This window comes from Leptolyngbya sp. GB1-A1 (assembly GCF_039962475.1).
Taxonomy (GTDB): domain Bacteria; phylum Cyanobacteriota; class Cyanobacteriia; order Elainellales; family Elainellaceae; genus Leptolyngbya_A.
Genome location: NZ_JAMPLI010000034.1, coordinates 17,163 through 37,900 on the forward strand (window position 1 = coordinate 17,163; position 20,738 = coordinate 37,900).

18 protein-coding genes and 1 other RNA gene are annotated in these 20,738 nt (G+C 51.8%); 10 read left to right on the plus strand and 9 right to left on the minus strand.

Annotation, left to right across the window (positions count from 1 at the left end; genetic code table 11):
• Positions 1 to 18 precede the first annotated feature (18 nt).
• Both NDI45_RS22755 and NDI45_RS22760 read left to right on the plus strand, forming a co-directional pair.
• A complete protein-coding gene (locus NDI45_RS22755; RefSeq protein WP_348248918.1) occupies positions 19 to 693 on the plus strand; it encodes a cadmium resistance transporter in 675 nt (224 codons plus the stop codon).
• Positions 694 to 961: 268 nt separating this feature from the next.
• Positions 962 to 2,755, plus strand: a complete 1,794-nt coding sequence (locus NDI45_RS22760; protein WP_348248920.1) for an alpha/beta hydrolase — start codon at positions 962 to 964, stop codon at positions 2,753 to 2,755.
• An 87-nt stretch (positions 2,756 to 2,842) separates the two neighbouring features.
• Here the strand turns inward: NDI45_RS22760 and NDI45_RS22765 are convergent, their stop codons facing one another.
• Complete coding sequence (locus NDI45_RS22765) at positions 2,843 to 3,793, minus strand: aldo/keto reductase family protein (protein ID WP_348248922.1); 951 nt, start codon at positions 3,791 to 3,793, stop codon at positions 2,843 to 2,845.
• 89 nt (positions 3,794 to 3,882) lie between these two features.
• Here NDI45_RS22765 and NDI45_RS22770 point away from each other — a divergent pair, with 89 nt between their 5' ends.
• Positions 3,883 to 4,473, plus strand: a complete 591-nt coding sequence (locus tag NDI45_RS22770) for a hypothetical protein (RefSeq protein ID WP_348248924.1) — start codon at positions 3,883 to 3,885, stop codon at positions 4,471 to 4,473.
• Positions 4,474 to 4,514: 41 nt separating this feature from the next.
• On the opposite strand, the gene NDI45_RS22775 is transcribed toward NDI45_RS22770, so the two are convergent.
• The gene (locus NDI45_RS22775; RefSeq protein ID WP_348248960.1) at positions 4,515 to 5,876 is read right to left on the minus strand and encodes a DUF3370 domain-containing protein; all 1,362 of its coding nucleotides are present in this window, start codon (positions 5,874 to 5,876) and stop codon (positions 4,515 to 4,517) included.
• Between the two features lie 293 nt (positions 5,877 to 6,169).
• On the opposite strand from NDI45_RS22775, the gene NDI45_RS22780 reads away from it, so the two are divergent.
• A complete protein-coding gene (locus NDI45_RS22780) occupies positions 6,170 to 7,237 on the plus strand; it encodes an SGNH/GDSL hydrolase family protein (protein WP_348248926.1) in 1,068 nt (355 codons plus the stop codon).
• A 416-nt stretch (positions 7,238 to 7,653) separates the two neighbouring features.
• Complete coding sequence (locus tag NDI45_RS22785) at positions 7,654 to 9,483, plus strand: protein kinase (RefSeq protein WP_190790406.1); 1,830 nt, start codon at positions 7,654 to 7,656, stop codon at positions 9,481 to 9,483.
• A gap of 85 nt (positions 9,484 to 9,568) precedes the next feature.
• Here the strand turns inward: NDI45_RS22785 and NDI45_RS22790 are convergent, their stop codons facing one another.
• On the minus strand, positions 9,569 to 10,165 hold the full coding sequence (locus NDI45_RS22790; protein WP_348248928.1) for a hypothetical protein: 597 nt from the start codon (positions 10,163 to 10,165) through the stop codon (positions 9,569 to 9,571).
• A 99-nt stretch (positions 10,166 to 10,264) separates the two neighbouring features.
• On the opposite strand from NDI45_RS22790, the gene NDI45_RS22795 reads away from it, so the two are divergent.
• Both NDI45_RS22795 and ssrA read left to right on the plus strand, forming a co-directional pair.
• Positions 10,265 to 10,840: a L,D-transpeptidase gene (locus NDI45_RS22795; protein ID WP_347277822.1), complete on the plus strand. Its 576-nt coding sequence runs from the start codon at positions 10,265 to 10,267 to the stop codon at positions 10,838 to 10,840.
• A 219-nt stretch (positions 10,841 to 11,059) separates the two neighbouring features.
• Positions 11,060 to 11,445, plus strand: a transfer-messenger RNA (tmRNA) gene (gene ssrA / locus NDI45_RS22800).
• A 73-nt stretch (positions 11,446 to 11,518) separates the two neighbouring features.
• On the opposite strand, the gene NDI45_RS22805 is transcribed toward ssrA, so the two are convergent.
• Positions 11,519 to 12,583, minus strand: coding sequence for a spore photoproduct lyase family protein (locus NDI45_RS22805; RefSeq protein WP_190790415.1), 1,065 nt, complete (start codon positions 12,581 to 12,583; stop codon positions 11,519 to 11,521).
• Positions 12,584 to 13,061: 478 nt separating this feature from the next.
• On the opposite strand from NDI45_RS22805, the gene NDI45_RS22810 reads away from it, so the two are divergent.
• Positions 13,062 to 14,084, plus strand: coding sequence for a spore photoproduct lyase family protein (locus tag NDI45_RS22810; RefSeq protein ID WP_348248962.1), 1,023 nt, complete (start codon positions 13,062 to 13,064; stop codon positions 14,082 to 14,084).
• A 60-nt stretch (positions 14,085 to 14,144) separates the two neighbouring features.
• Here the strand turns inward: NDI45_RS22810 and NDI45_RS22815 are convergent, their stop codons facing one another.
• Genes NDI45_RS22815 through NDI45_RS22835 form a run of 5 tightly spaced genes read right to left on the minus strand, consistent with a single transcriptional unit; the run spans position 14,145 to position 19,362 of the window.
• Positions 14,145 to 15,623, minus strand: a complete 1,479-nt coding sequence (locus NDI45_RS22815) for a cache domain-containing protein (RefSeq protein ID WP_348248930.1) — start codon at positions 15,621 to 15,623, stop codon at positions 14,145 to 14,147.
• Positions 15,624 to 15,634: 11 nt separating this feature from the next.
• The gene (locus NDI45_RS22820) at positions 15,635 to 17,008 is read right to left on the minus strand and encodes a cation:dicarboxylase symporter family transporter (RefSeq protein WP_348248932.1); all 1,374 of its coding nucleotides are present in this window, start codon (positions 17,006 to 17,008) and stop codon (positions 15,635 to 15,637) included.
• Positions 17,009 to 17,015: 7 nt separating this feature from the next.
• Complete coding sequence (locus NDI45_RS22825; protein ID WP_348248934.1) at positions 17,016 to 17,999, minus strand: ABC transporter substrate-binding protein; 984 nt, start codon at positions 17,997 to 17,999, stop codon at positions 17,016 to 17,018.
• A 30-nt stretch (positions 18,000 to 18,029) separates the two neighbouring features.
• A complete protein-coding gene (locus tag NDI45_RS22830; protein WP_348248936.1) occupies positions 18,030 to 18,815 on the minus strand; it encodes an amino acid racemase in 786 nt (261 codons plus the stop codon).
• A gap of 34 nt (positions 18,816 to 18,849) precedes the next feature.
• A complete protein-coding gene (locus tag NDI45_RS22835; protein ID WP_190790413.1) occupies positions 18,850 to 19,362 on the minus strand; it encodes a cyclic nucleotide-binding domain-containing protein in 513 nt (170 codons plus the stop codon).
• Positions 19,363 to 19,464: 102 nt separating this feature from the next.
• Between NDI45_RS22835 and NDI45_RS22840 the strand changes: the two genes are divergently transcribed.
• A complete protein-coding gene (locus tag NDI45_RS22840; RefSeq protein ID WP_190790401.1) occupies positions 19,465 to 20,250 on the plus strand; it encodes a MinD/ParA family protein in 786 nt (261 codons plus the stop codon).
• Positions 20,240 to 20,593 carry a helix-turn-helix domain-containing protein gene (locus tag NDI45_RS22845; protein WP_348248939.1) on the plus strand — a complete coding sequence of 118 codons (354 nt, stop codon included), beginning with the start codon at positions 20,240 to 20,242 and terminating at the stop codon, positions 20,591 to 20,593. Before NDI45_RS22840 ends, NDI45_RS22845 begins: the two co-directional genes overlap by 11 nt.
• Positions 20,594 to 20,738: the final 145 nt, after the last annotated feature.

Sequence of the window (20,738 nt, forward strand, 5' to 3'; positions counted from 1 at the left end):
ATCAATCAAAAAAACAAAATGAATTGGGTGATCAGCGCGATCGTATCGGGCGTTTTTGCCTTTGTCGCGACGAATATTGATGATATCGTGATGCTGACGCTCTTTTTTGCTCAGGCAAACAATCCGGCACAGCCCAGTTCTCTGCGTCCCTGGCAAATTGTGGTGGGGCAGTATTTGGGCTTTCTGGTGCTGATCATCACTGCGATTCCCGGTTTTGTCGGCGGGATGCTGATTCCTGATCCGTGGATTGGGTTACTGGGGTTTTTGCCGATCGCGATTGGGATTCAGCAGTTAATTCGTCCTGAATCAGACGAGGCAGAGATTCAGCTTGTCTCTGATGTCACGAATTCAGCTCATAAAAATTTGCTGCGGGCCAAGCTGGCTCAGTTGCTCCATCCCCAAACGCTGCAAATTGCTGCGGTGACGATCGCAAATGGCGGCGATAATATTGCCACTTATGTGCCTTTATTTGCTGCCAGCAATCTCCCATCACTGCTGGTGATTCTGATTATATTTGGGCTAATGATTGCGGTCTGGTGTGCTGTGGCAAATTATTTGAGTCAGCATCCGACCGTTGCACCTTTGCTAGCGCGCTACAGTCATTGGATTGTGCCGATCGTCCTGATTGGATTAGGGATTTATATTCTGATTGCAAGCCACTCTTATTTGCTACTACAGGGTGCAGGATTTTAGAAATTGCTCTACATTTAGCGTGTCATCCTGGAGAAGCTGCGCTATTATTTCCGAATTCTGCATCTGTGAGCTTTTCAGGCTTTAATTTTTTATCGGTTCTGAAGGAAACCAAAACGCTTCAAACTCTGTCCTTTTTCAAATGCGATGCAATTTCAATCAGGGTGTAGATTTCCTGAACCAGATAATTCTTATAAAAGGCGGATTGTTTTGCATTGGCTTTCGATCAAAGTGTGATCAAGACGGCTCAATTTCAAAAGCGGCTGAAACTATGAACTGCGATCAAGACAGTGCGGTTCCGATCGATGCTATGTCATCGGTAGGACAAATTGTGTTGGGTAAAAACGATCAGAAACGGCACAGCAAATCAGAACAACAAAACCATAAAATTACCCGATTTTCAAACTTACGATTTTCAAATTTAGGAAAACGGGTAAAGCGTTTCGGTCAAATTGGTTTACTCGGCAGTGTTTCCTCGTTCCTGACCACGCTTCCGGCACTAAGCGCGCAGCAGGTTAATATTTCCTACGGTCCGCTTGAAATTTCAGTTCCGATCGAGGCACTCGAAACCTATGCTGAAACAGGTGAAGTCGATCGCAGTTTGCGCTTTTATACCCGGTTTATTCCTTCAGAAAACAAAGAGCAATTTCGTCAAGTTTTGCGCGATCGAATTGATTTGGATGTCGGCGAAATTTCGCAGGTTACTTATTCCTCGGTGGGGGAAACATCGCTTCAGCATTTGGGAGAGGTGATTCAAACTGAGTCGCGACAAAATGGCTTTTATGCATTGCGATCGGCAGCCATTGCAGCCGCAGCCGATGCCGAAGGATTGTCGCTATTAAACTTAATCAAACAGTTTCCTTCTCACAGCATTCGAGTGCGGGCGGATCGGGCAATGCAGGTGGCAGACGAATTTTCGCAGCTTGCCCAACAAACCGATCGCATTACGGCATTTATCGCTCAGCAAAACGCAGCCGATGCCGCCGCTCAGCCCTTAAGTTTCGATCGCCGCACTGATTTACAGCAGGTTGGAATTGCAAACTGGCAAAAGCAAACGCTGACCCTGACTGATCACCGCCGCGATCGAGCCTTTGCCGTCGATTTCTATTTACCCAATGCTCAAACACCCGCCCCAGTGCTGATTATTTCTCACGGAATTGCTGCCGATCGCGGTGATTTTTCAGAGCTGGCGCAGCATTTGGTTTCCTACGGATTTGCGGTTGCCGTACTGGATCATCCGGGTAGTGACACGCAGCAGCTCCGCAACTGGTTAAGCGGTTTAGCCGATGAAATGACAGCTCCCGATGAATTTGTGCATCGTCCGCAGGATGTCAGCTATTTAATCGACCAGGTAGAGCAACTCAATCGATCGGGCAATTTCAAAGACCGCTTAAATCTCGATCAAATTGGTGTGATTGGGCATTCGCTCGGCGGCTATACTGCCCTTGCACTGGCAGGGGCAAACCTGAATTTCAACCTGCTCAAACAGCAGTGTCAGCCCGATTTAACTCACCTCAATATCACCAATCTCTCGATGTTGCTTCAGTGCGAAGCCCTGCACACGACTCAGCCCACTTCCCTGCAGCTTAAAGACGATCGCGTCAAAGCTGTGATTGCCATGAATTCTGCCAGCAACGGCATTTTTGGGCAGGCAGGACTTCAGCAAATCCAGATTCCGGTCATGATGATCGGCGGCAGTGATGATTTGATTTCGCCCGTGCTGCTGGAACAGGTTTGTCCGTTTACCTGGCTAACGATGCCCGACAAATACCTGGCTGTGATCAAAAAAGGAACGCACGTTTATAGTAGCCATTCGAGTAGCCGATCGCTTTTTCCCGGAGAAACCCAGAATCCAAGCTCCGGACAGGCACAGCGATACCTCGAAGCCCTCAGTCTTGCCTTTGCCAAAGTCCATGTCGCCGCGCAGCCCGACTACCGCGATTACCTCCAAGCTTCTTATGCCAAATCAATTAGTCGATCGCCCCTGGATCTGACTTTGATGAACGGGGGAAATGCGCGTCCGCTGGCTGAAACGCTGGGTAGTTCCTGTCCGGGCGCGAATTAGCTCGCCGCACCAGTGCCCTTGGTGAATCGAACAGATTTATCCAGAATCTGAATCCAATGGCATTCAAATATCATCTAAACATAAATATTAGCTAAACAGCTTATCGATCGCCTCTAGCGTTTGAGCCGACAGTTTTTTACCCGCTGCTTCCGCATTTTCTTTCACTTGCTCTGCTCGTGTTGCACCAATAATCACGCTGCTCAGAATTTCGTGGCGCAGACACCAAGCGAGCGCAAGCTGACTCGGCGTCAGTCCTTCTTGTTCAGCGATCGTTTTTAGGTTTTGCACTCGCGTCAGCACATCCTCACCCAGATGTTCTTCGCTGAGAAAAGCGTTTTGCTTCGGGTCAGTGGCGCGGGACCCCTGGGGCAACGGTTCACCCGGTTTGTATTTGCCGGTGAGAATGCCCTGAGCCAGAGGCGAAAAATTGATAATGCCAATGCCTTCTCGCTGACAGAGCGGCAAAACTTCCTGCTCAATGTCGCGATCGAGCAGGTTGTAATAAGGCTGGTCTGAGGCGATCGGCGCGAGTCCCCCCAGCCGCACAATATCGGTCGCGTGAGCAATCTGCGAGGCACTCCATTCTGACACGCCGTAATACAGAATTTTGCCCTGCTGCACCAGGTGATCAAATGCCATCAGGGTTTCCGAGAGCGGCACATTTGGGTCGTAACGGTGTGCCTGATAAAGGTCAATGTAATCTACGCCTAATCGCTTCAGGCTGGCGTTGCACTGCTCGATAATATGTTTGCGCGACAGTCCGCGATCGTTTGGTCCTGGCCCCATCGGGAAATAAACCTTGGTTGCCAGCACAAAGGATTCGCGTGGAAAGTCTTTGAGCACCTTGCCCACAACTTTCTCGGTTTCGCCGCGGGCGTAGACATTCGCCGTATCAAAAAAGTTAATGCCCAGATCATAAGCAGTATGAATGCAGTCGCGGGCAACACTCTCGTCTTTGGCATTGCCGTAGGTCAGCCACGAACCAAGGCAAATTTCAGAAACGCGAACCCCGTATTTTCCTAAGTGCCGATACTGCAACGCTGCCTCCTTGTCGCTTTTGCCCGTTTTCCGTCAAAGCTGCACTGGCAACTCTAGCAATTTGGTCAAGCGAGAAACCCTTACTTAAGGTGGATCTTGATAAGCAGGGATTTTTCCTGGGACGGGGGCGATCGGGCGATCGATTGAGCAAGCGCAATATCTGTTCAAACACTGTCCAGAATCGAAACCTTTTAGAATGGAATGCACTGCGATCGCCCCTTCAATCGATGACCCCATTCGGGGAACTGCCTTGCATCGCTGTTTATCCAGATTTATCTCGAACTATCTCCATAAATCGCTTTATGAATCGCTTAACGCTTCGTACCCTTTTTCGCACGCTTCCTGGCATGATCGCGCTGGCATCTGTCGCCGTGCTTCCGGGTTTCAGTGGGGCTTCGGCTCAAACGATTCCCGTTCCTGCTCCGGCTCCAACGATCGAAACCCAGCCCAGCCCAGTTTCACCGACTTCGCCCATTCCGAATCGATCGACCGACACACCCGGATTTACTCAGGAAGACAGCCGCCCCGATCCACGCCCCCTGACCGAGGAGCCGACCATTTCCTGTCCGGCGGGTCAGTTTGCCTCTAAGTTTCCCGACGTCACCCCCAATGACTGGGCATACGAAGCGGTAAACCGGGTGGCAAGTGGATCGTTGCGCTGTTTCCCGACCCAGAGCTAGCGGATCGCACATTGGCAGATCAAGGCCGGATCAAGGTCGGGTCAAGGCTGCGTCGTCCTCACCGTTAAAACCTGCGGTGGGGTTGAATCCGGCGGATACAAAAAGCTGAACTGCACCAGTCGTCGACCTCCCGCAGGCAAATTGAGTGTCACGATCGGTTCACCCTGCTGCCCTCGTCGCTGCACCAGATGCACATAGCGCGTTTGAGGTAAGCCCCGATCGTCGGTGTAGCGCACCCGCACCGTTCCCCGAAAGAAAGTCTGGGTGGGCAATGGCTCGAAAAAGCGTAGCCCGTTTTGGCTCAGGGTGTCTTCTTTAATGGGGGTTTCTAGAGCGATCGTCACCGTCTGCGGCTGACTGCCAGGATTGTGCAAAGGCAGCGTCAGATCGTACTCAATGCCGTAATTGCCGTGTGCCTGGTATGCCGTGTCAGGATAGCGCACCAGCATTCGAGCCGACTGATTTTGTTCGGTTCCGAGTCTGCCGCCCAGCAGCGTTGCGAGTCCGTAGGAAAACGCCGCACCGGGCGCCGGAATTGCCAGATCGGTTGTGCCTGAATCGGTGAGCTGAGCTTCCCAGCGTGATCCTTCTGCGACCCCGGCAACTCGACCGTAGATAACCTGACCGCTCGTTTGATCAGGGGGAGTGGGAGTTCGATCGCGAGAGGAAGCCAGCTTTCCGGTTTCCAGCAGGCTCGTCCATTCGGTTAGGGTGGGGGCAAGCTCGGAGCCGTCTGGATTTTGCCTTGCCCTGAGTGCCAGGCTTGCCAGATACACTGATCCATTACTGCGGAGCCGCATCAGGGTTGATCGTCCGTTTAGGGGCGGAGTCAGCGTGGCAACCGGAATCGGCAGATTCATTAAAAGCTGATAAGAGCGGGGCGGAATCTCAATTTGTGCCGGAAAAATCGCTTCTCGATCGCCGCGCAGCACATCGCTCATCACCCGACTGCCGGGACCTGCAAACACCGTTCCCTGCGGATTATCCACCACGGGCGGCAGCGTGATAAAGGGGGCATCGGGCTGGCTCAGATAGCTTGCGCCTTGCAGCACTTCCACCCTCACTGGACGATCGCCCGGATTGTACACCAAAACGCCCAGATACAGACTCCGCAAATCTTCCGGGTTATCGGCGCGGTAAACGTGATGAGCAAACATATCAAACCGTCCATTAAACGGAAAGTTGAGATGCGCTGATCGATCGGCTTTGCCCTCCGGCGAAAAGGTCGAGAGCAAAATGCCTTCTTCTTTCACCAGTTCAGGGCTGTTGCTGTTAAACACCGGAACTCGATCAAGACTGCCGGAAAGCGATCGAACTTCCTGCGGCTGCACAATCTCCTGCGGCGCGGGTTGGGGGGGAGTTGCCGGAGTTTGTGGTGCGGGTTGGGGGGGAGTTTGCGCCATAACTGCCATTGCCAGGATTCCGCTCAGCATTGCCCTTTTCTCCTTGAAGCGATCGGACGGATTGTAGTACGTTTTGGTCACCTTCTTCACTCGGAATTTAAGGGCAATTCATGGGCTTTGAATTTTGGATTTCGGCGTTTTTTAGAGCGGTTCTCAAGATTCCTACAACTCCTCAAAGCTTCTCGTCAAGCGCATCCATTCCACAATTATTCTTCTAGGCACTGTCAAAACCCCGATCGATTCGCTACACCAGAAAAGACTTACTACCCTCTGATACAGGACGCTAACCATCAATGCGATACCGCCTAAAACTGCCGCTGCTGCTGGCGAGTGCTGCCCTATTCACAGGTTTGCTGCCTGGCAGAACGATCGCCGCTCCCTTTCAGAAACTCTATGTGTTTGGCGATAGCCTCTCCGACACAGGCAACGTCTTCAATGCCTCAAAACAGTTCCTAGGTACAGGTGCGCCGCCTTCGCCCTACTACCAGGGACGGTTTTCCAATGGTCCAGTGTGGATCGACTATCTGGCAGAAAAGCTCAACCTCACCCCCACTCCGATCGCCGTCCTGCCCAATCCTCAAAGCAGCGAATCGTCTGGCATAGACAGCGTGAACTTTGCCTATGGCGGAGCCACCACGGGAACCAGCAGCGCGATCAGTGGCGCAATTCCGGGACTGCAAACCCAGATTGTTGAATTCCAACAGCTCCTTGCCGATCGAACTGCTGACCCCAACGCGCTTTATGTGATCTGGATGGGCGCAAACGATTATCTGTCGGGCATCAACCGTTCCAATCCAAACGGGCAGGAACCGAATCCGTCCGTCCCGGTGCAAAACATTGTGAAAGCGATCGAGTCCCTTTATCAGTCGGGGGCAAGGCATTTTCTAGTTGCCAATCTGCCCGCCCTGGGTGAAACGCCTCTGGCAAAGCAGCAAGGTCAAACCGTCGTTCAGACCCTTAATCGCCTGAGCGATCGACACAACCAGCTTCTCAGCCAACAGCTCGACGAGTTGCAGCGTGCCTTACCTGAAGTCGATTTAATGCGGCTTGATATCGGCAGACTTTATGTGCAAGCCACAGACAATCGCGACTTCAGCGACCTGACCACGCCCTGCTACAGCCGCACGACCGGAACCATTTGCGCCCAGCCCGATCGCCATTTATTCTGGGATAACCTCCACCCCACCACGGCTGCCCATCAACAAATTAGCGATAATGCGCTCACGCTGATCGATCGACCCACGGCTGTCCAGCCCACGTCTTTTCCGTTAGGCGGACTGTCGGCGATCGGCACACTGGGCGTTCTCGCAGGGGCAGGGGCAGTTTGGCGGCAAAGGCGCGATCGGGCGAAGGAGGGATAAGAAGGTAGATGGGGGATGAGGTTGGCTTACGCACCCTGCTGCCCTGCTATTTTTGCGCCATTGTTTTTCCCGATTGCAGACGCCTGATTGCAGACGAGCGATTGCGGACGAGCGGTTAGTGAAGCCTCCTGCCTGAAAGCTTGCCCGCACCCTCAATCCCGCTCCCATGCAGACAGGTAGAAAACACGGAGAAACTTCTGATCCAGCTCTCCTTTTTCCCATAATGGGAATGGTAAAAGAGGTGGGAAGATGAGGGCGGATGAGGGAATCCTGTACTAAAGTCTGACGAATTTCTCTGCCTAAGTGAACATTGCAATCACCAATTGGACATAATTATTGTTGTAGAGTGCATCTACGTCCTCTGAGCTTAACTTTGAGCTTCAGTTTATGGAATCTTCTTCAGAGACTAGAGAACCTTGGACTCCATTAAGCGATTTCAAAAGCTGCTTCCCGATCGGCTCCTTAGCGGACGCTATTGCGTAATTCGGCAACTGGGATCGGGTGGATTTAGCCAGACCTTCCTGGCAAAGGATACGCAGTTGCCGGGGTATCCCCTTTGCGTGGTCAAGCAGCTTCATCCTCACAGCAAAAACATGACGCGATGGCAGGTCGCAAAGCGGTTGTTTGACACAGAGGCAGCCGTGCTTTACCGCCTGGGCAATCATGATCAGATTCCGCGTTTGCTCGCTCACTTTGAAGACAACCAGGAATTTTTCCTGGTTCAAGAATTTATTGAAGGTCAACCGCTCGACAACCGCGTGCTGCAATGGACGGAAGGGCAAACGCTGCGACGGCTGCACGACATTTTAGGGATTTTGTCTTTTGTCCATCAGCAGCAAGTCATTCATCGGGATATTAAACCCTCGAATCTAATCCGCCGTCATAAAGATGGCAAGCTCGTCTTGATCGACTTTGGGGCCGTGAAGCAAGTCAGCACTCTACTGGACGATTCGCCCTTGGAGCAACCCCTCACCATCTCGATTGGCACACAGGGCTATATGCCGCCTGAGCAGGTTAGCGGCAGTCCACGCTACAGCAGTGACCTTTATGCTGTCGGCATGATTGGGATTCAAGCGTTGACGGGAGTGCGCCCCAGTCAGCTTCAGCGCGATTTCCAGACCGGCGAACTCCTCTGGCAAGCGCTTGATCCACCCGTGAGCGAGGCATTTGCCGAAATCCTCGATCGCATGGTGCGTTACCACTTCAAAGACCGCTATCAAACGGTTGAAGAACCCTTGCAGGCGATCGAGCAACTGATTGCTGAGCAAGGCGAATGCCCGGATGACGAACCTGAGGAAATCGGGGATTTCACCACGCTCATGGCATTTGAGGAATCCGACGAGGCCGCAGAGGCGATGGGTCAAGATTCTTCCTTTGGAGGAATAGTACCCTTTGTTTCAGTCGCTGAGCCGTTTGTCACTGCCGCAGAAGATGCCGCAGACCCAGTAAGTCCAGCCTTTGAAAAAAGCTTTCCTGCTGACGGAAACTTAGAGGGAACATTCCTCCCCAAAGAGTCCTCACCCTCAGAGGTTGCTCCCACCCTTGCTCCTAGCCCGTTCCCCGTTCTCCCTGCCTCGGCAACCACTCCCAAAACAATTACCCTAGCTGGATTTCAGACTTCGCCCTGGAAACTGCGGTTGGCGATCGGTGGTTTCGTTGCAGCGGCAATTGCGCTATCCAGCCACCTGATACCCTCTCGCCTCCAGTCCACTGTGCCAGCTTCTACTGTGCCAACATCCAGTGTGCCATCTGCTACTCTGCCCGGACAGCAACCTTCTGACCAGGCTCCTGTTCTGCCTAATTTACCCTGTCGGGAACCTCCACCCCCCTCCTTACCGTCGTCTAGCAAGCCCAGCTATGAGTATGCTGATGGCACTCGTTATTACGGCTCCCTAGATGCCAATTCCCTCAAAGGGGAAACTGCGATTCATCGCCCTGCTGACGGACGAGGAATTATGGTGTTTCCTACAGGCAATCGCTATGACGGAGAATTCCGCAATGGCAAGCGTGAAGGATGCGGCACCTACAGCTTCTCGAACGGCAAACGCTATATCGGACAGTTCAAAGCCGATCGCTTTGAGGGGCTGGGCATCTGGCTTTTGGGCGATGGCAACCGCTATGTGGGTGCATTTCAGAACAATCGCTGTCATGGAGACGGAATTTTTCTGTTCAATGATGGACGATCACAGCGCGGCACCTGGCAAACCGGCAAACTGGTCAATGGCAATTTGTCGTGCGATCGCTAAAAGAGCCACCCCCCTCGAAGCTGGGCAAGGTGTGGGCTAAAGTCAACATTGTGCCAGGGCAGGGAACCGCTTTGAAGTGATAACGTTACTGAAATACTGAAGTGAAGTAAGGAGTGATTATGGCTAAGCAGTCATCTGCTTTTCTCAAGATTTCGTTGCCCCTGACCGTTCTGCTGCTAACGGCAGGAATTGGTGATATGCAAAAGGGGCTAGCCCAAGATGTCCCCCAACCCACGCCTTCGCCGATCGCTCCAACGCCCACTCCTTCTCCCTCGCCAGCACCTCTCACGCCGAGTCCTACTCCAACACCCACCCCTTCTCCTGGACTATCTACGCCGAGTCCTACTCCAACACCCACCCCTTCGCCTGGACTATCTACACCAAACCCTACGCCGAGTCCTGCTCCAACGTTTACCCCTTCTCCCTCACCTGGACTATCTACACCAAGCCCCACGCCGAGTCCTGCTCCAACGTTCACCCCTTCTCCCTCACCTGGACTATCTACACCAAGCCCCACGCCGAGTCCTGCTCCAACGTTCACGCCTTCTCCTTCGCCTGGGTTGCCTACACCCCGCACCACTCCGACGCCTTCACCTGCTCCGTCAGGCATCACGCCGCGCACCACTCCTTCGCCCAGCCCAACCTCACCCAGAACAACACCGCCAACAGGAGCTAATAACACTAGCCCTCGCGCTCTGTGGTAAACCTCGGTTGCGAATCGGTTAAAACCGAAGCAGGAAGTTTTGTAAATCGAACTCAGTCATTCTCCTACCCAACTGCGATCGTGTCTCTTTTTACTCGCCTTCTTCAAATTCCTCTGGGGGTTAGCCTCCTGATGGTGACTCTGCCCGTAACTGCACAAACTGCTCCTGCCGTTCCAGCAGAATCCTCTGTGTCTGTTCGCAGTAGTGCGCTGCCTTTTTTTCCTCCCGAACTGCCGCCGATCAAGCCAGTTTTGCCCGAAAGTTTAACTGTACGGCTGGTGCTAAAGCTGGGTGAGCGACGTGTATATGTCTATGAAGGCAACGAAGTGAAAGCCAGATATTCGGTGGCGATCGGCAGACCCGGTTGGGAAACGCCAACGGGCAGTTTTACGGTCATGCAAAAGCTGGAGCATCCAGGCTGGACGAACCCGTTAACTGGAGAACAGATGCCGCCCGGTAACGATAATCCGCTCGGCGATCGATGGATTGGGTTTTGGACCGATGGACTCAATTGGATTGGCTTCCACGGAACACCTAATCGAGAGTCGATCGGAAGGGCTGCTTCCCACGGCTGCGTGCGGATGTATAACGAAGATGTTCGTAAGCTCTATGAGCTGGTTGAAGTGGGAACTCCGGTTACGGTGGAACCATAAAACCACCTGACTCCACTAACTGCAAACTGATCGGTCGGGTTTATCAAGCGAGGGGATGGCGATGCTGGAGCAATTGACTGGCAAAGCCATTCCTTGTTAGCCCCCATGCAGCAACTGATCGGAGAGGTGTAATCCTGTTAACGCTGACCCATCAATAAAGGCTCTTCCCGTAGCTTTACATCCACAGCAAAATTCTGATGCTATAATAAATATACGCACGGGGCTGTAACGGTTTCGACAGGTTGGCGAACGTTATGTCGTGATGCAGGTCGAGAGCGAGCTACCTCTCGAAAATCAATGGCTCAACACAATAGGTGCAAATGAAATTAAGCCCTTTGCTCGTAAGCAAGCACTAGCTGCTGCCTAACACCAAAAACTGGTTCGAGCGTCTGTGATTTGACTCCGTTAAGAGTTACAGACAAACCTCAACGGATGCTCTAGATTATTGCCTCTGGTCAACGATCTAGTTAAGACTTTACCAGAGAATCCCATCGTCCGGGATAAGTGACGGTTCCCGCTTCGAGGATCAGAGAAGCTAAACCTGTGAACGATCGGCATGCAAATACCCAATTTGGACACGGGTTCGACTCCCGTCGGCTCCACTTAAAATCAACACTAAATAAATGAGGGGCAACTCAGCCCCCTTTTTTTTATTTCTTTTGTTTCTATCGAGCTAGATTAGAACGCATAGCGAATATTGCAGTAGGGCAAATGCTGCTTAAGCAAATCGCAGAAGCTCGACACGAGCTGTCCCTTAAAGCCGCGCTTATATCGCACGTTAACATCGCCATTCTGGGAATACTTCGGCTCCTGCAAATCGGGTCGCCACAGCAGGTTCTCGCCCTGCGGATGCCAGCCCATATTCACGCTATGTAGCCCTTCGTTGTGCGTCAGGAAAATCACCTCGCTCTGAAGCTGTGCCTTCGCTGTAGGGGATAGAGTGTCGTCGATTTGCTGAAACAGAGCGGTGTAGTTTTCTTTCCAGTTCTCGTGATAGATGACGGGCGCGAAATTGAGATGCACTTCATAGCCTGCGCTCACAAAATCATTCACGGCATTAATGCGATCGTCAATGCTGGACGTTCTAATATCTACCACCTGAGCAATCGATTGAGGCATGACGCTAAAGCGAATTCGAGTCTTGCCCTGTGGATCGTAATTGAGCAAATCACGATTCACTCGCTTCGTCGCAAAGGTCGCTTTGGCATTTGGAATATCACGAAAGAGCGTAATCAAATCCTTTACGTTATCGCAGATCGCAGCATCCACCGAGCAATCGCTGTTCTCTCCGATCTCATATACCCAGTTTTGGGGATCAGTTTGAGAAGAAATCGTCTTTTCGCCCTGTCGTGCAGCGTGTCGCTTAAGATATTTTTGAATCTGCTCGATATTCACAAACGTCGTAATTGGATTGGCGAAACCCTTGCGGCGAGCAACAAAGCAATAGGAGCAAGCCATCGCGCACCCGTTTGAATGGGACGGGGCAATAAAGTCTGCGCTGCGATCGTTTGGACGCACCTGGATCGATTTCTTCACGCCCAGCACCAGCACCGTGCGCTTGATCAGGTTCCAATGCTCAACTGAATCTTCGTTGGCGTGCAGATCGGGGATTTTCCAGTGCGAAGCGACCTCAACCTGACGCGCATTGGGATAACGCGAGAGGATCTCCTGTCCGCGCCCATACTCTAATACAGCAGGCTCATAGTAAATCTCTTTGACTTGCAGCAGACGGTTTAGCGAAATGTCTTCTGGAGTGGAATTGCCGCCAGATGAAGCGGGAGCAGCGATCGGAGCGTTGATCTCAGCATTGATCTGAAGATCAGTTGCAGTTGGGGCAGTATGCAAAGCAAACTCCTGGTTGTGATCTGTCTTGATCGTAATGAGGTTGAGGGGCGATCGAACAGGCGCGATATCCGCCTTTAGAAAGCAGGTTAACTGACCGGGGAAGACCGTCCTTGAAAGTGGTGGGATCCGCGCTGTTTCTAGATTTCATGCTCCTTGAGAGTGCGTCATACTAAAAGTAGGTCATTCATGGAGCTGGATTTTGATCGCTACACCTACTCAACTCACGCTTCCCCTTGAGACCGCAGAGACTACGGGTTTAGACGCTAAAACTGTTAAGACTAGTCCGTTTGATCCCGCTACAACCCCTGAGCCAACGACTGATATTACCGCACCGATTCATCCCGAGCTGAGTGCGTTTCGTTCATCGCGGCTGTGGTTGCCTGAGCGCGTTTTGTTTACGCCGATGGCACTCGAAGAGCCATGGGGACAGGAGCTTTATCGACGGGCGCAGTCACTCGATTTGCCGATCGAGGAGTTAGGCCGCAATCGCATCACAGGCGTTAAGGGTGAGACCGAGCGCGAGACTTATGCCAGAGCAAAGCGGACGCTGGCAGTGGTGACGGCTCCGCCCAGCAGCTTTAAGCTCAGCCCGATTCCACCTTCCGCAGACTGGCAGTTTCACATTGCTGAAGGTTGTCCGGGTCACTGTCAATATTGCTATCTAGCAGGCAGTTTGCAGGGTCCACCTCTGATTCGCGTGTTTGCTAACCTGCCGCAGATTCTCGCCAACCTAGGCAAGTATGAGCAGCCGGGCAAGGCGACTAGCTTTGAGGTGAGTTGCTACACCGACCCGCTTGGTATTGAGCATTTAACGGGCAGCTTGGCAGAAGCGATTCGCTATTTTGGCACACGCGAGGACGGCTATTTGCGCTGGGTGTCCAAGTTTGACAACGTAGACGGGCTGCTGGATTTGCCGCATAACGGGCATACGCGCTGTCGAGTTAGCGTCAATGCTGCCTGGGTTTCCCAGAAGCTCGAAGGCGGTACGGCGACTGTTCCTCAGCGGCTTCAGGCACTCCGCAAGCTCGGACTTCCGCGTGAGCAGGGCGGCGGTGGCTATCCGATCGGTTTAGTGATCGCGCCGATTATGCCGATCGAGGACTGGGAGCAGCACTACAGCGATTTGTTCGATCAGATCGAGCAGGCGATCGACTTCCCCTGTGTCCTCACGTTTGAGCTGATTTCGCACCGCTTTACGCCCGGCTCTAAGGAAGTGCTGCAAGCCTGGTATCCCAACAGCAAGCTAGATATGGACGAGCAGAATCGCATTATCAAGCGCAACAAGTTTGGCGGCACGAAGTATGTGTACGACGGCAATACGATGAGGCAGCTTCGCCAGTTCTTTGAAGGGGAGATCAATAAGCGGTTTCCGCAGGCGCAGGTGCTGTACTGGACATAGGCGACTTTATGACTTTGACGACAATTTGGGGGCATCTGCCCCTTTTTTGCAATCAAGTTTTTACAATTGAGAAGCTCCGTGAGCCGATCGAGACTGTTTTCGCCGGCGCATCGTTTGTGCTTTGCCGACAAGATCCTGGAAGAAGTCGGTTTCGACAATTTCTTTAACTTGCTTTTGTCGCTTGGCTTCGTCAATCTCAATTTTTAATTCCTGAACCTGCTGCTTGAGTCGCTGTTCGCGTAGATAAACTTGCTGTGCCATTTTTTTAAAAATGCGGGCGAGTTGTCCCAGTTCATCGGTACGACGTGCGACCGGGGAAAGGTGATCTAGCTCAAAGGTTTCGGCTTCAATGTCTGCGGCAACGTGGGCAATGCGAAGAATCGGACGTGCCACAATCCGATCGACTGCAATAATTGCCAGACCCGCGGCTATCAAGACAAACACGCTAATCACAATCAATAGAACCTGCCTGCTGCGGTTAATTTCAACCAGGTAGCCAGCCTCAGGAATAATCGCACCCACGACCCAATCCAGATAGCCCACGGGCGATAGCGAGATGCGATAGCTCTCTCCGGTTTTGGGATCGACGTAAACGTATTCCTGCTGATTTTGAATTGTACTAAGGTTTATCTTTTGGGCTTGAATCGTCTGATTTGCTAATTGAAGCAGCGGGTTCTGCGCCTGGCTCAATTGCTGAAGCTGGGTTTGACGTTTTGCCTCTGAAAAAACTTCCTGCGGATCGGTTGAAGCAATTAATTCCTGTTCAGGATTGAGAATAAAGGCTTCTCCCGATCGATCGCCTTTCATGCGTTCGAGATATCGTGAAAGCTGAGCCAACTCGATTCCAATTCCAATCACTCCGATCGTCTTTTGATCTTGCTGTAGACGAATCGTTGTATCCATTCCTGGCGCGTTGGTCGATCGATAAATATAAACCGTCCAGGCAGGCTTTCCGTCAGTACGAATTGCACTTTTATACCAGGGGCGATCAGGCGCATAAAACGCAGGCTCCATCGGGGCGGAGTGCTGATCAATTTGCTTGAATTCCTGATTTTCTACCTGATAGGTGCGAATGGTGCTGTGGGTAGTGCGAGTCCTGCCATCCCAATCGCGAACGTGAAAGTGCAGCAAATCATCCGCAGTGCGCTGTACGCCGACAAAATCACCGTCTGCAAAGCCAAGCTGAATCCAGGTAAAGTCGGGATTGGCAGCAAGGGTACTCAGGAAAAAGGCTTCCTGCTCCTGCCAATTGTTCAGGTCAATCAGTTCCTGCGTAAAACTGCTGTCTACAAGCTGCTGCGCGGATTGGGCACTCAGAAACAGCCGCTTGACTTCCTGACTGGTGGCATTGGCAATTTCCTGATTGACCTGAGTCATCAGCGTATTCACGTTGCGTCGCGAAGTCATTGCACAGGGAATATAGACGATCGCAGCCGTTGCGCCTACGGTTGCTAGTATCGCTCCTACCAGGCTGACTTTGAGACCAGGCGTACCTGCTTTTGACCGGAGATAGTTTTGCAGCGAGCGAAGTCGGGTCACGGAAAATCTCCTCACAGCGTAGAGTCGGGTAAACAGGGCGGAAGGGTTGAAATATCGATCCTTGGTTCCGCTTCGGATTGAGCAACTAGGGCAGTTGCGGCAATCCCTGTATGGACAATTCCCAAGGTGCGGAAGGGATCAACAATGGGATCGATCGCAATAAACAGCACCAGCACTGCTTCCAAGGGAAGTTTCAGGGGATTCAGCACAATGTCGAGCATGGTCAGCGTGATCACGCTCGTTGCGCCCGAAGTTGCCATGCCCGCTAGAATCGAGAGAACCACGACGAGTGCCAACTGTCCCCCGCTCAAATCTTTGTTGTAAAGCTGGGCGACAAACAGAGCAGCCAGGGCAAAGTAAATCACCGATCCAAAGCGGCAGAGTGTAATCGAAAGCGGCGTCAAAAGCTGGGTTGTTTGGCGATCGAAGCCTAAACCGTTGCTCAGCGCGGAGATTGCTGAGGGAATGCAGGCAAGGCTGCTCGACGTTGCCAGTGCCAGAAAGGTTGACTCTTTAAGCTGTGCTAGGACGGTTAGAAATGATTGATTGGTTTGTCGCCAAATGATAATGGTACTGAGAATATAAATGATGACAAAAGTGAGAATGGCAATCAGCACAAACCGAATCATGGAAAACAGAATATCAATGCCCAACTGCGAAAACTGGGTCGTCAATAAGCTGCATAACCCAAGCGGTAATAAAACAGTTAATCCTTGAATTAGCCGATTGCAGGCATGATAAACACTTTCTAACGCTGCAAACAACGATTGCGTGGCAGGTTCTCGCACGAGTCCCAGCGAAATGCCAAAGACGAGCGCAAACACTAAAACTCTCAGCGTTTGCCCTTCGCTCAGCGCACTAAAGATATTTTCTGGAATCAGATTGACCAGCAATTGATTCAGCGGAAATTCTTCAGGCTGTATTTCTGCCCCGCTTAATGAAATTTCCAGATCGATTCCCGACTGATTGACTAAAATGCCTAATTTCTTCAGAGCTGAAGCCGAAAGATTTTTCCCCGGCTGAGCCAGGGTGGCGATCGCAACGGCAATACTGCTCACCAGCAGCAATCCGATCGGAAACACAGCAACCATGCGCCGGATCGACCGAGCGGCATTATCCGTCATCATCAGTCGCCCTGTGCTGACCGTTACCGCAGAAAGCAAAATCGGCAGAACGCACATCTTCAGCAAGCTTAAGTAGAACTGTCCCAGGGGGGCGATCGACGCGGCAATCTGAGGCTGGCAAGTTCCCAGATAGATACTCAGCCCAATGCTAACGGCGATCGTCCAGGGACTTTTTAGCCACCGAATCAGGAATGGAACGGAGAAAAACTTGGGATAGTTTGAGGAGGTCTTTGAGAAATATCTTGAGAAATACTTTGACATCGCTTTCCTACCGGTTTCCTTGAAAATTGGTCTGAAGCCGATTGGAATAAGCTTGCAGCAGGCTATCTGCGGTGTCATTAATATTCATCGTGTCGAGCACCTGATTCACAAATGCCAGCAGATGTTGGCTGTCCCAGGGAAGGGCAATGGCGATCGCATCTTCGGTGTCAGTCAGGGCAATCGTCTGAAGCTGAAGGGCAGCATCGGGTTTGCTGAGTACGACTTTCTTAACCTCCAGTTCATCACGATAGGTTGCCAGCACCTCACCTCGAATCACCGCATCCACCGCGGCAGACCAGGACGGAAACTCGACTACTTCTGCTTTGGGAAATCGCTTTTGAGTAAACCCGACATAGGAAGATCCCTGGATCACGCCGATCTTGCCTTCCAAATTCCGAATCACTTCAGGAATGCTGCGTCCGTTTGCCTGCTGTACAAGCTGAAGTCGGTTCACCAGCAAACCCTGCCGCATGGTGACGTAAGGTTGACTAAAACGCACAGATTTAGCACGGCTCAGCGTTCGGCTCAGCTTCGAGATTGCCAGATCCGCATCGAGACGATACACCGTCTGCACCACCTGATCAAACGTCTTTGCCGATCGATTAAACTCTACCGAAACCCCAAGCTGCTCCGCAATCGATCGCGCAACCTGAACGTCAGAGCCTTCTGGCGTCCCTTCAGCAGTTATAAAAAAAGGCGGATTGTCTTGATTCAGCATTGCCACCACGAGCTTTCCGCGCCGCAAAATCCGCTGAACGTCTGGCGGCATAGGTGATCGATTCTCTTGCAGGGCTGCGGAGTCTTCATCCGGGGTCTGTTTTGTCCTTGAGATTCTTTCGCCCCCTCTATCCTGGATTGATGAGGAACTTTGAGGGGGACTTTGAGCTGCACTATGACTTGCGACTGCGTCTGGTATTGTGATCGGAACCGCCAGCCAGAGCAGCAGCACCAGCGTCGTCCATCCGATGAGCTTGATCAGGGGTTTCCGCATTGTCGATTGCATGGGGGAGTTGCATTTGATTCAGGCTGCCCAAATCGATTGCAGCGATCGCCGACCAAACGCCAGATCCAGCGTTAGCGATGCTGCCACTTCGAGCGGGTCAACCCACGGCAGGGGAAGGGTTTCTATGCGGGTCAGTGCGACGGAAAGCTCGGTACATCCTGCAATCACTAGCTCTGCGCCCTGCTGTTGCAGCCATTCGATCGACTGCTGAAGCGCTTGTATTGCCTGCTCAGAAATCCAAATGCCTGCATTTTTGATTCCCCAATTGGGATGATAGATCGACTGCATTATTTGGAGTTGTACCCCCGATCCCAGCATGGGCACGATTGGAATTAACCCGGTCTGCGTCAGGCTACGCGTATAAAGTTCAGTTCTTAATGTACCGTCTGTTGCCAAAACCCCCACTCGCCGCACCTGGGGATGAGCAACTCGAATGAACTGTACTGTTTGTTCCATTAAATGAATCCAGGGAACATTGAGCTGAGGCTGAACCCGATCGTAAAACGCATGGGCGGTGTTGCAAGTCACCAGAATAAAGTCAACGCCGGACCGTTCTAGTAAATGCCCATAGTGCAGCAGCCAGGGCACGCAGTCAGCGGTTTCTCCGACAATGCTTTTTGTGCGATCGGGAATATTCGATGCGTTCACCAACAACCAGACCGGATGATCTTGATCGCTGCTGTTGCCTCGCTCTAGATTTTTTTGAATCAACCGCTGTTCAAACTCAAGATGGGCAAGCGGACCCATACCGCCCATAATTCCGGGAACTGCAATTTGCTGAGGCGTAAGTTGTAAATGTCGCACGACAAAAGCTCGCAACGGGAATAAATTAGCGAAATTAATGTAGATAGACACGAATGCCAATGACGATCGCCACCAGCAACACGATCGGAATTGCAATTGCCGCCATGCCATTATGGCTTTTGACCACGCGAGATTCATGACTAATCACCGCTTTCTTGATGGTTTCGTGCATTTCTTCGCGCAGTTTGGTCATTTCTGCGTCCAGGCTATCGGTGCTGTAAAGCTGCCTGAGGCGATCGAAGACATCCCGTGCCAGAACCAGGCTTTGTTCCGGGTGTTTAAACAAAACGTCTAGAATTTCTTCGTGGCTGAAGATCATAACTTTCGTCGATTCCATCACTTTTGCCGTTGAGGAACGCGACTTGCGATCGATTAGCTCAATCTCACCAAAGACTTTGCCCACACCCAGCGTTTTTGCCACCACTTCCCCTGTTTCGGGATAGCGATCGACTAGCTCAATCCGTCCGCTTTTAATTAGATAAACGTTGTCGCTGGCATCGCCTTCCTGATACACCACGTCCCCCGGTGCATAAGTTCGCTTTTCCATAAAGTCGTTACTGAAGTGTGATAGTTTCTCGCCCATTGTTCCCATACTGTATTCAGGTTTATCGCCTATCTCAAAATCCTGGTTTTATTAGAGGGACGCTTTATGTCTCAAATCATTTCAATTCACTCCTTCCGGGGTGGCACGGGGAAATCTAACCTGACGGCAAATTTGGCAGTGGCGATCGCTAGTCAGGGCAAGCGAGTTGGCATTGTAGACACTGATATTCAGTCGCCCGGAATTCACGTCATTTTCGGTCTGGACGAAGATTCCTTTAACTACTCGCTGAACGATTATTTATGGGGACAGTGCCCCATTGAAAAAACTGCCTATGATGTCACTTCTCAGCTCCAAACTGCCACCGGAACTGCTAATCTCGCAGGCAAGGTTTATCTGGTGCCCTCTAGCCTCAAAGCCGGAGAAATCGCCAAGGTGCTGCGAGAAGGCTTTGATGTTGGTCTGCTGAACGAAGGCTTTCAGGAACTCACCGAACAGCTAGACCTGGACTACCTTTTTATCGACACGCACCCCGGCTTAAACGAGGAAACGCTGCTGTCGATCGCAATTTCCGATGCGATGGTGATTATTCTGCGTCCCGATCGCCAAGATTTTCTGGGTACGGCAGTGACTTTAGAAGTGGCGCAGCGGCTCGACGTGCCCAATATCATGCTGCTGGTCAACAAAACGCCTCAAGCCTTCTCTCGTGCTTCGGTGCTGGAACAAGTGCAAACGCGCTACGGCGTTCCGGTGGGCGGTTTGTTCTACGAAAACGAGGAAATGCTGCAACTGGCAAGCGGCGGCGTGTTTTGGCTGCATCATCCCCACCATACGTTTAGCGAAGAAGTGCATACCGTCGCGCAAAAATTACTGGCACTGGAGTATGTCGGATAATCCCGAATGGCAATTAGAACCCCAGGCGGAGCAGCCTGCAAGAAAACAGTCCCGCCGCAGCGCAGGCTTATCCACGCGAACAATGGCAGATCTGCTGTTTCTAGCGGAAAGGGAACGATCGCTGATGAATTGGCTAGTTCGTCACCAGCAGGCAACGGTCTCTGAGATTGCTGTTCATTTGAATCAATCGGAGTCCGCAATTGAAGCTTTGCTGAGCGAGCTAATTGCTCAAGGATTTATCCAGAAAGTTGAGCAAGCCAATACTTGCCACTATCAGCCGAATCTCATATCTCGTAAAGGACGCAGCAGTGTTCCCAAAAATATCTGGGACGCACTGGAATAAGTTGGTGAGACGGGTACTTTCGCATTGCCCCCGCTGTTTCTCTTGATAACCCTCAACACTGGGGGACTTTGAGACGGGTAGAACTGCCTATTACAAAAGGGATGCCTGAAAGGGGGCAGTTCGGATATATCTTCTTCTCAAGACT

What these genes read in the sequence shown, in the direction of transcription:
- NDI45_RS22755 (WP_348248918.1), top strand. Translation starts at nt 19, where the DNA reads ATGAATTGGGTGATCAGCGCGATCGTATCGGGCGTTTTTGCCTTTGTC.
- NDI45_RS22760 (WP_348248920.1), top strand. Translation starts at nt 962, where the DNA reads ATGAACTGCGATCAAGACAGTGCGGTTCCGATCGATGCTATGTCATCG.
- NDI45_RS22775 (WP_348248960.1), bottom strand. Translation starts at nt 5,876, where the DNA reads ATGGCGCAAACTCCCCCCCAACCCGCACCACAAACTCCGGCAACTCCC.
- NDI45_RS22780 (WP_348248926.1), top strand. Translation starts at nt 6,170, where the DNA reads ATGCGATACCGCCTAAAACTGCCGCTGCTGCTGGCGAGTGCTGCCCTA.
- NDI45_RS22820 (WP_348248932.1), bottom strand. Translation starts at nt 17,008, where the DNA reads ATGTCAAAGTATTTCTCAAGATATTTCTCAAAGACCTCCTCAAACTAT.
- NDI45_RS22825 (WP_348248934.1), bottom strand. Translation starts at nt 17,999, where the DNA reads ATGCGGAAACCCCTGATCAAGCTCATCGGATGGACGACGCTGGTGCTG.
- NDI45_RS22835 (WP_190790413.1), bottom strand. Translation starts at nt 19,362, where the DNA reads ATGGAAAAGCGAACTTATGCACCGGGGGACGTGGTGTATCAGGAAGGC.
- NDI45_RS22840 (WP_190790401.1), top strand. Translation starts at nt 19,465, where the DNA reads ATGTCTCAAATCATTTCAATTCACTCCTTCCGGGGTGGCACGGGGAAA.
- NDI45_RS22845 (WP_348248939.1), top strand. Translation starts at nt 20,240, where the DNA reads ATGTCGGATAATCCCGAATGGCAATTAGAACCCCAGGCGGAGCAGCCT.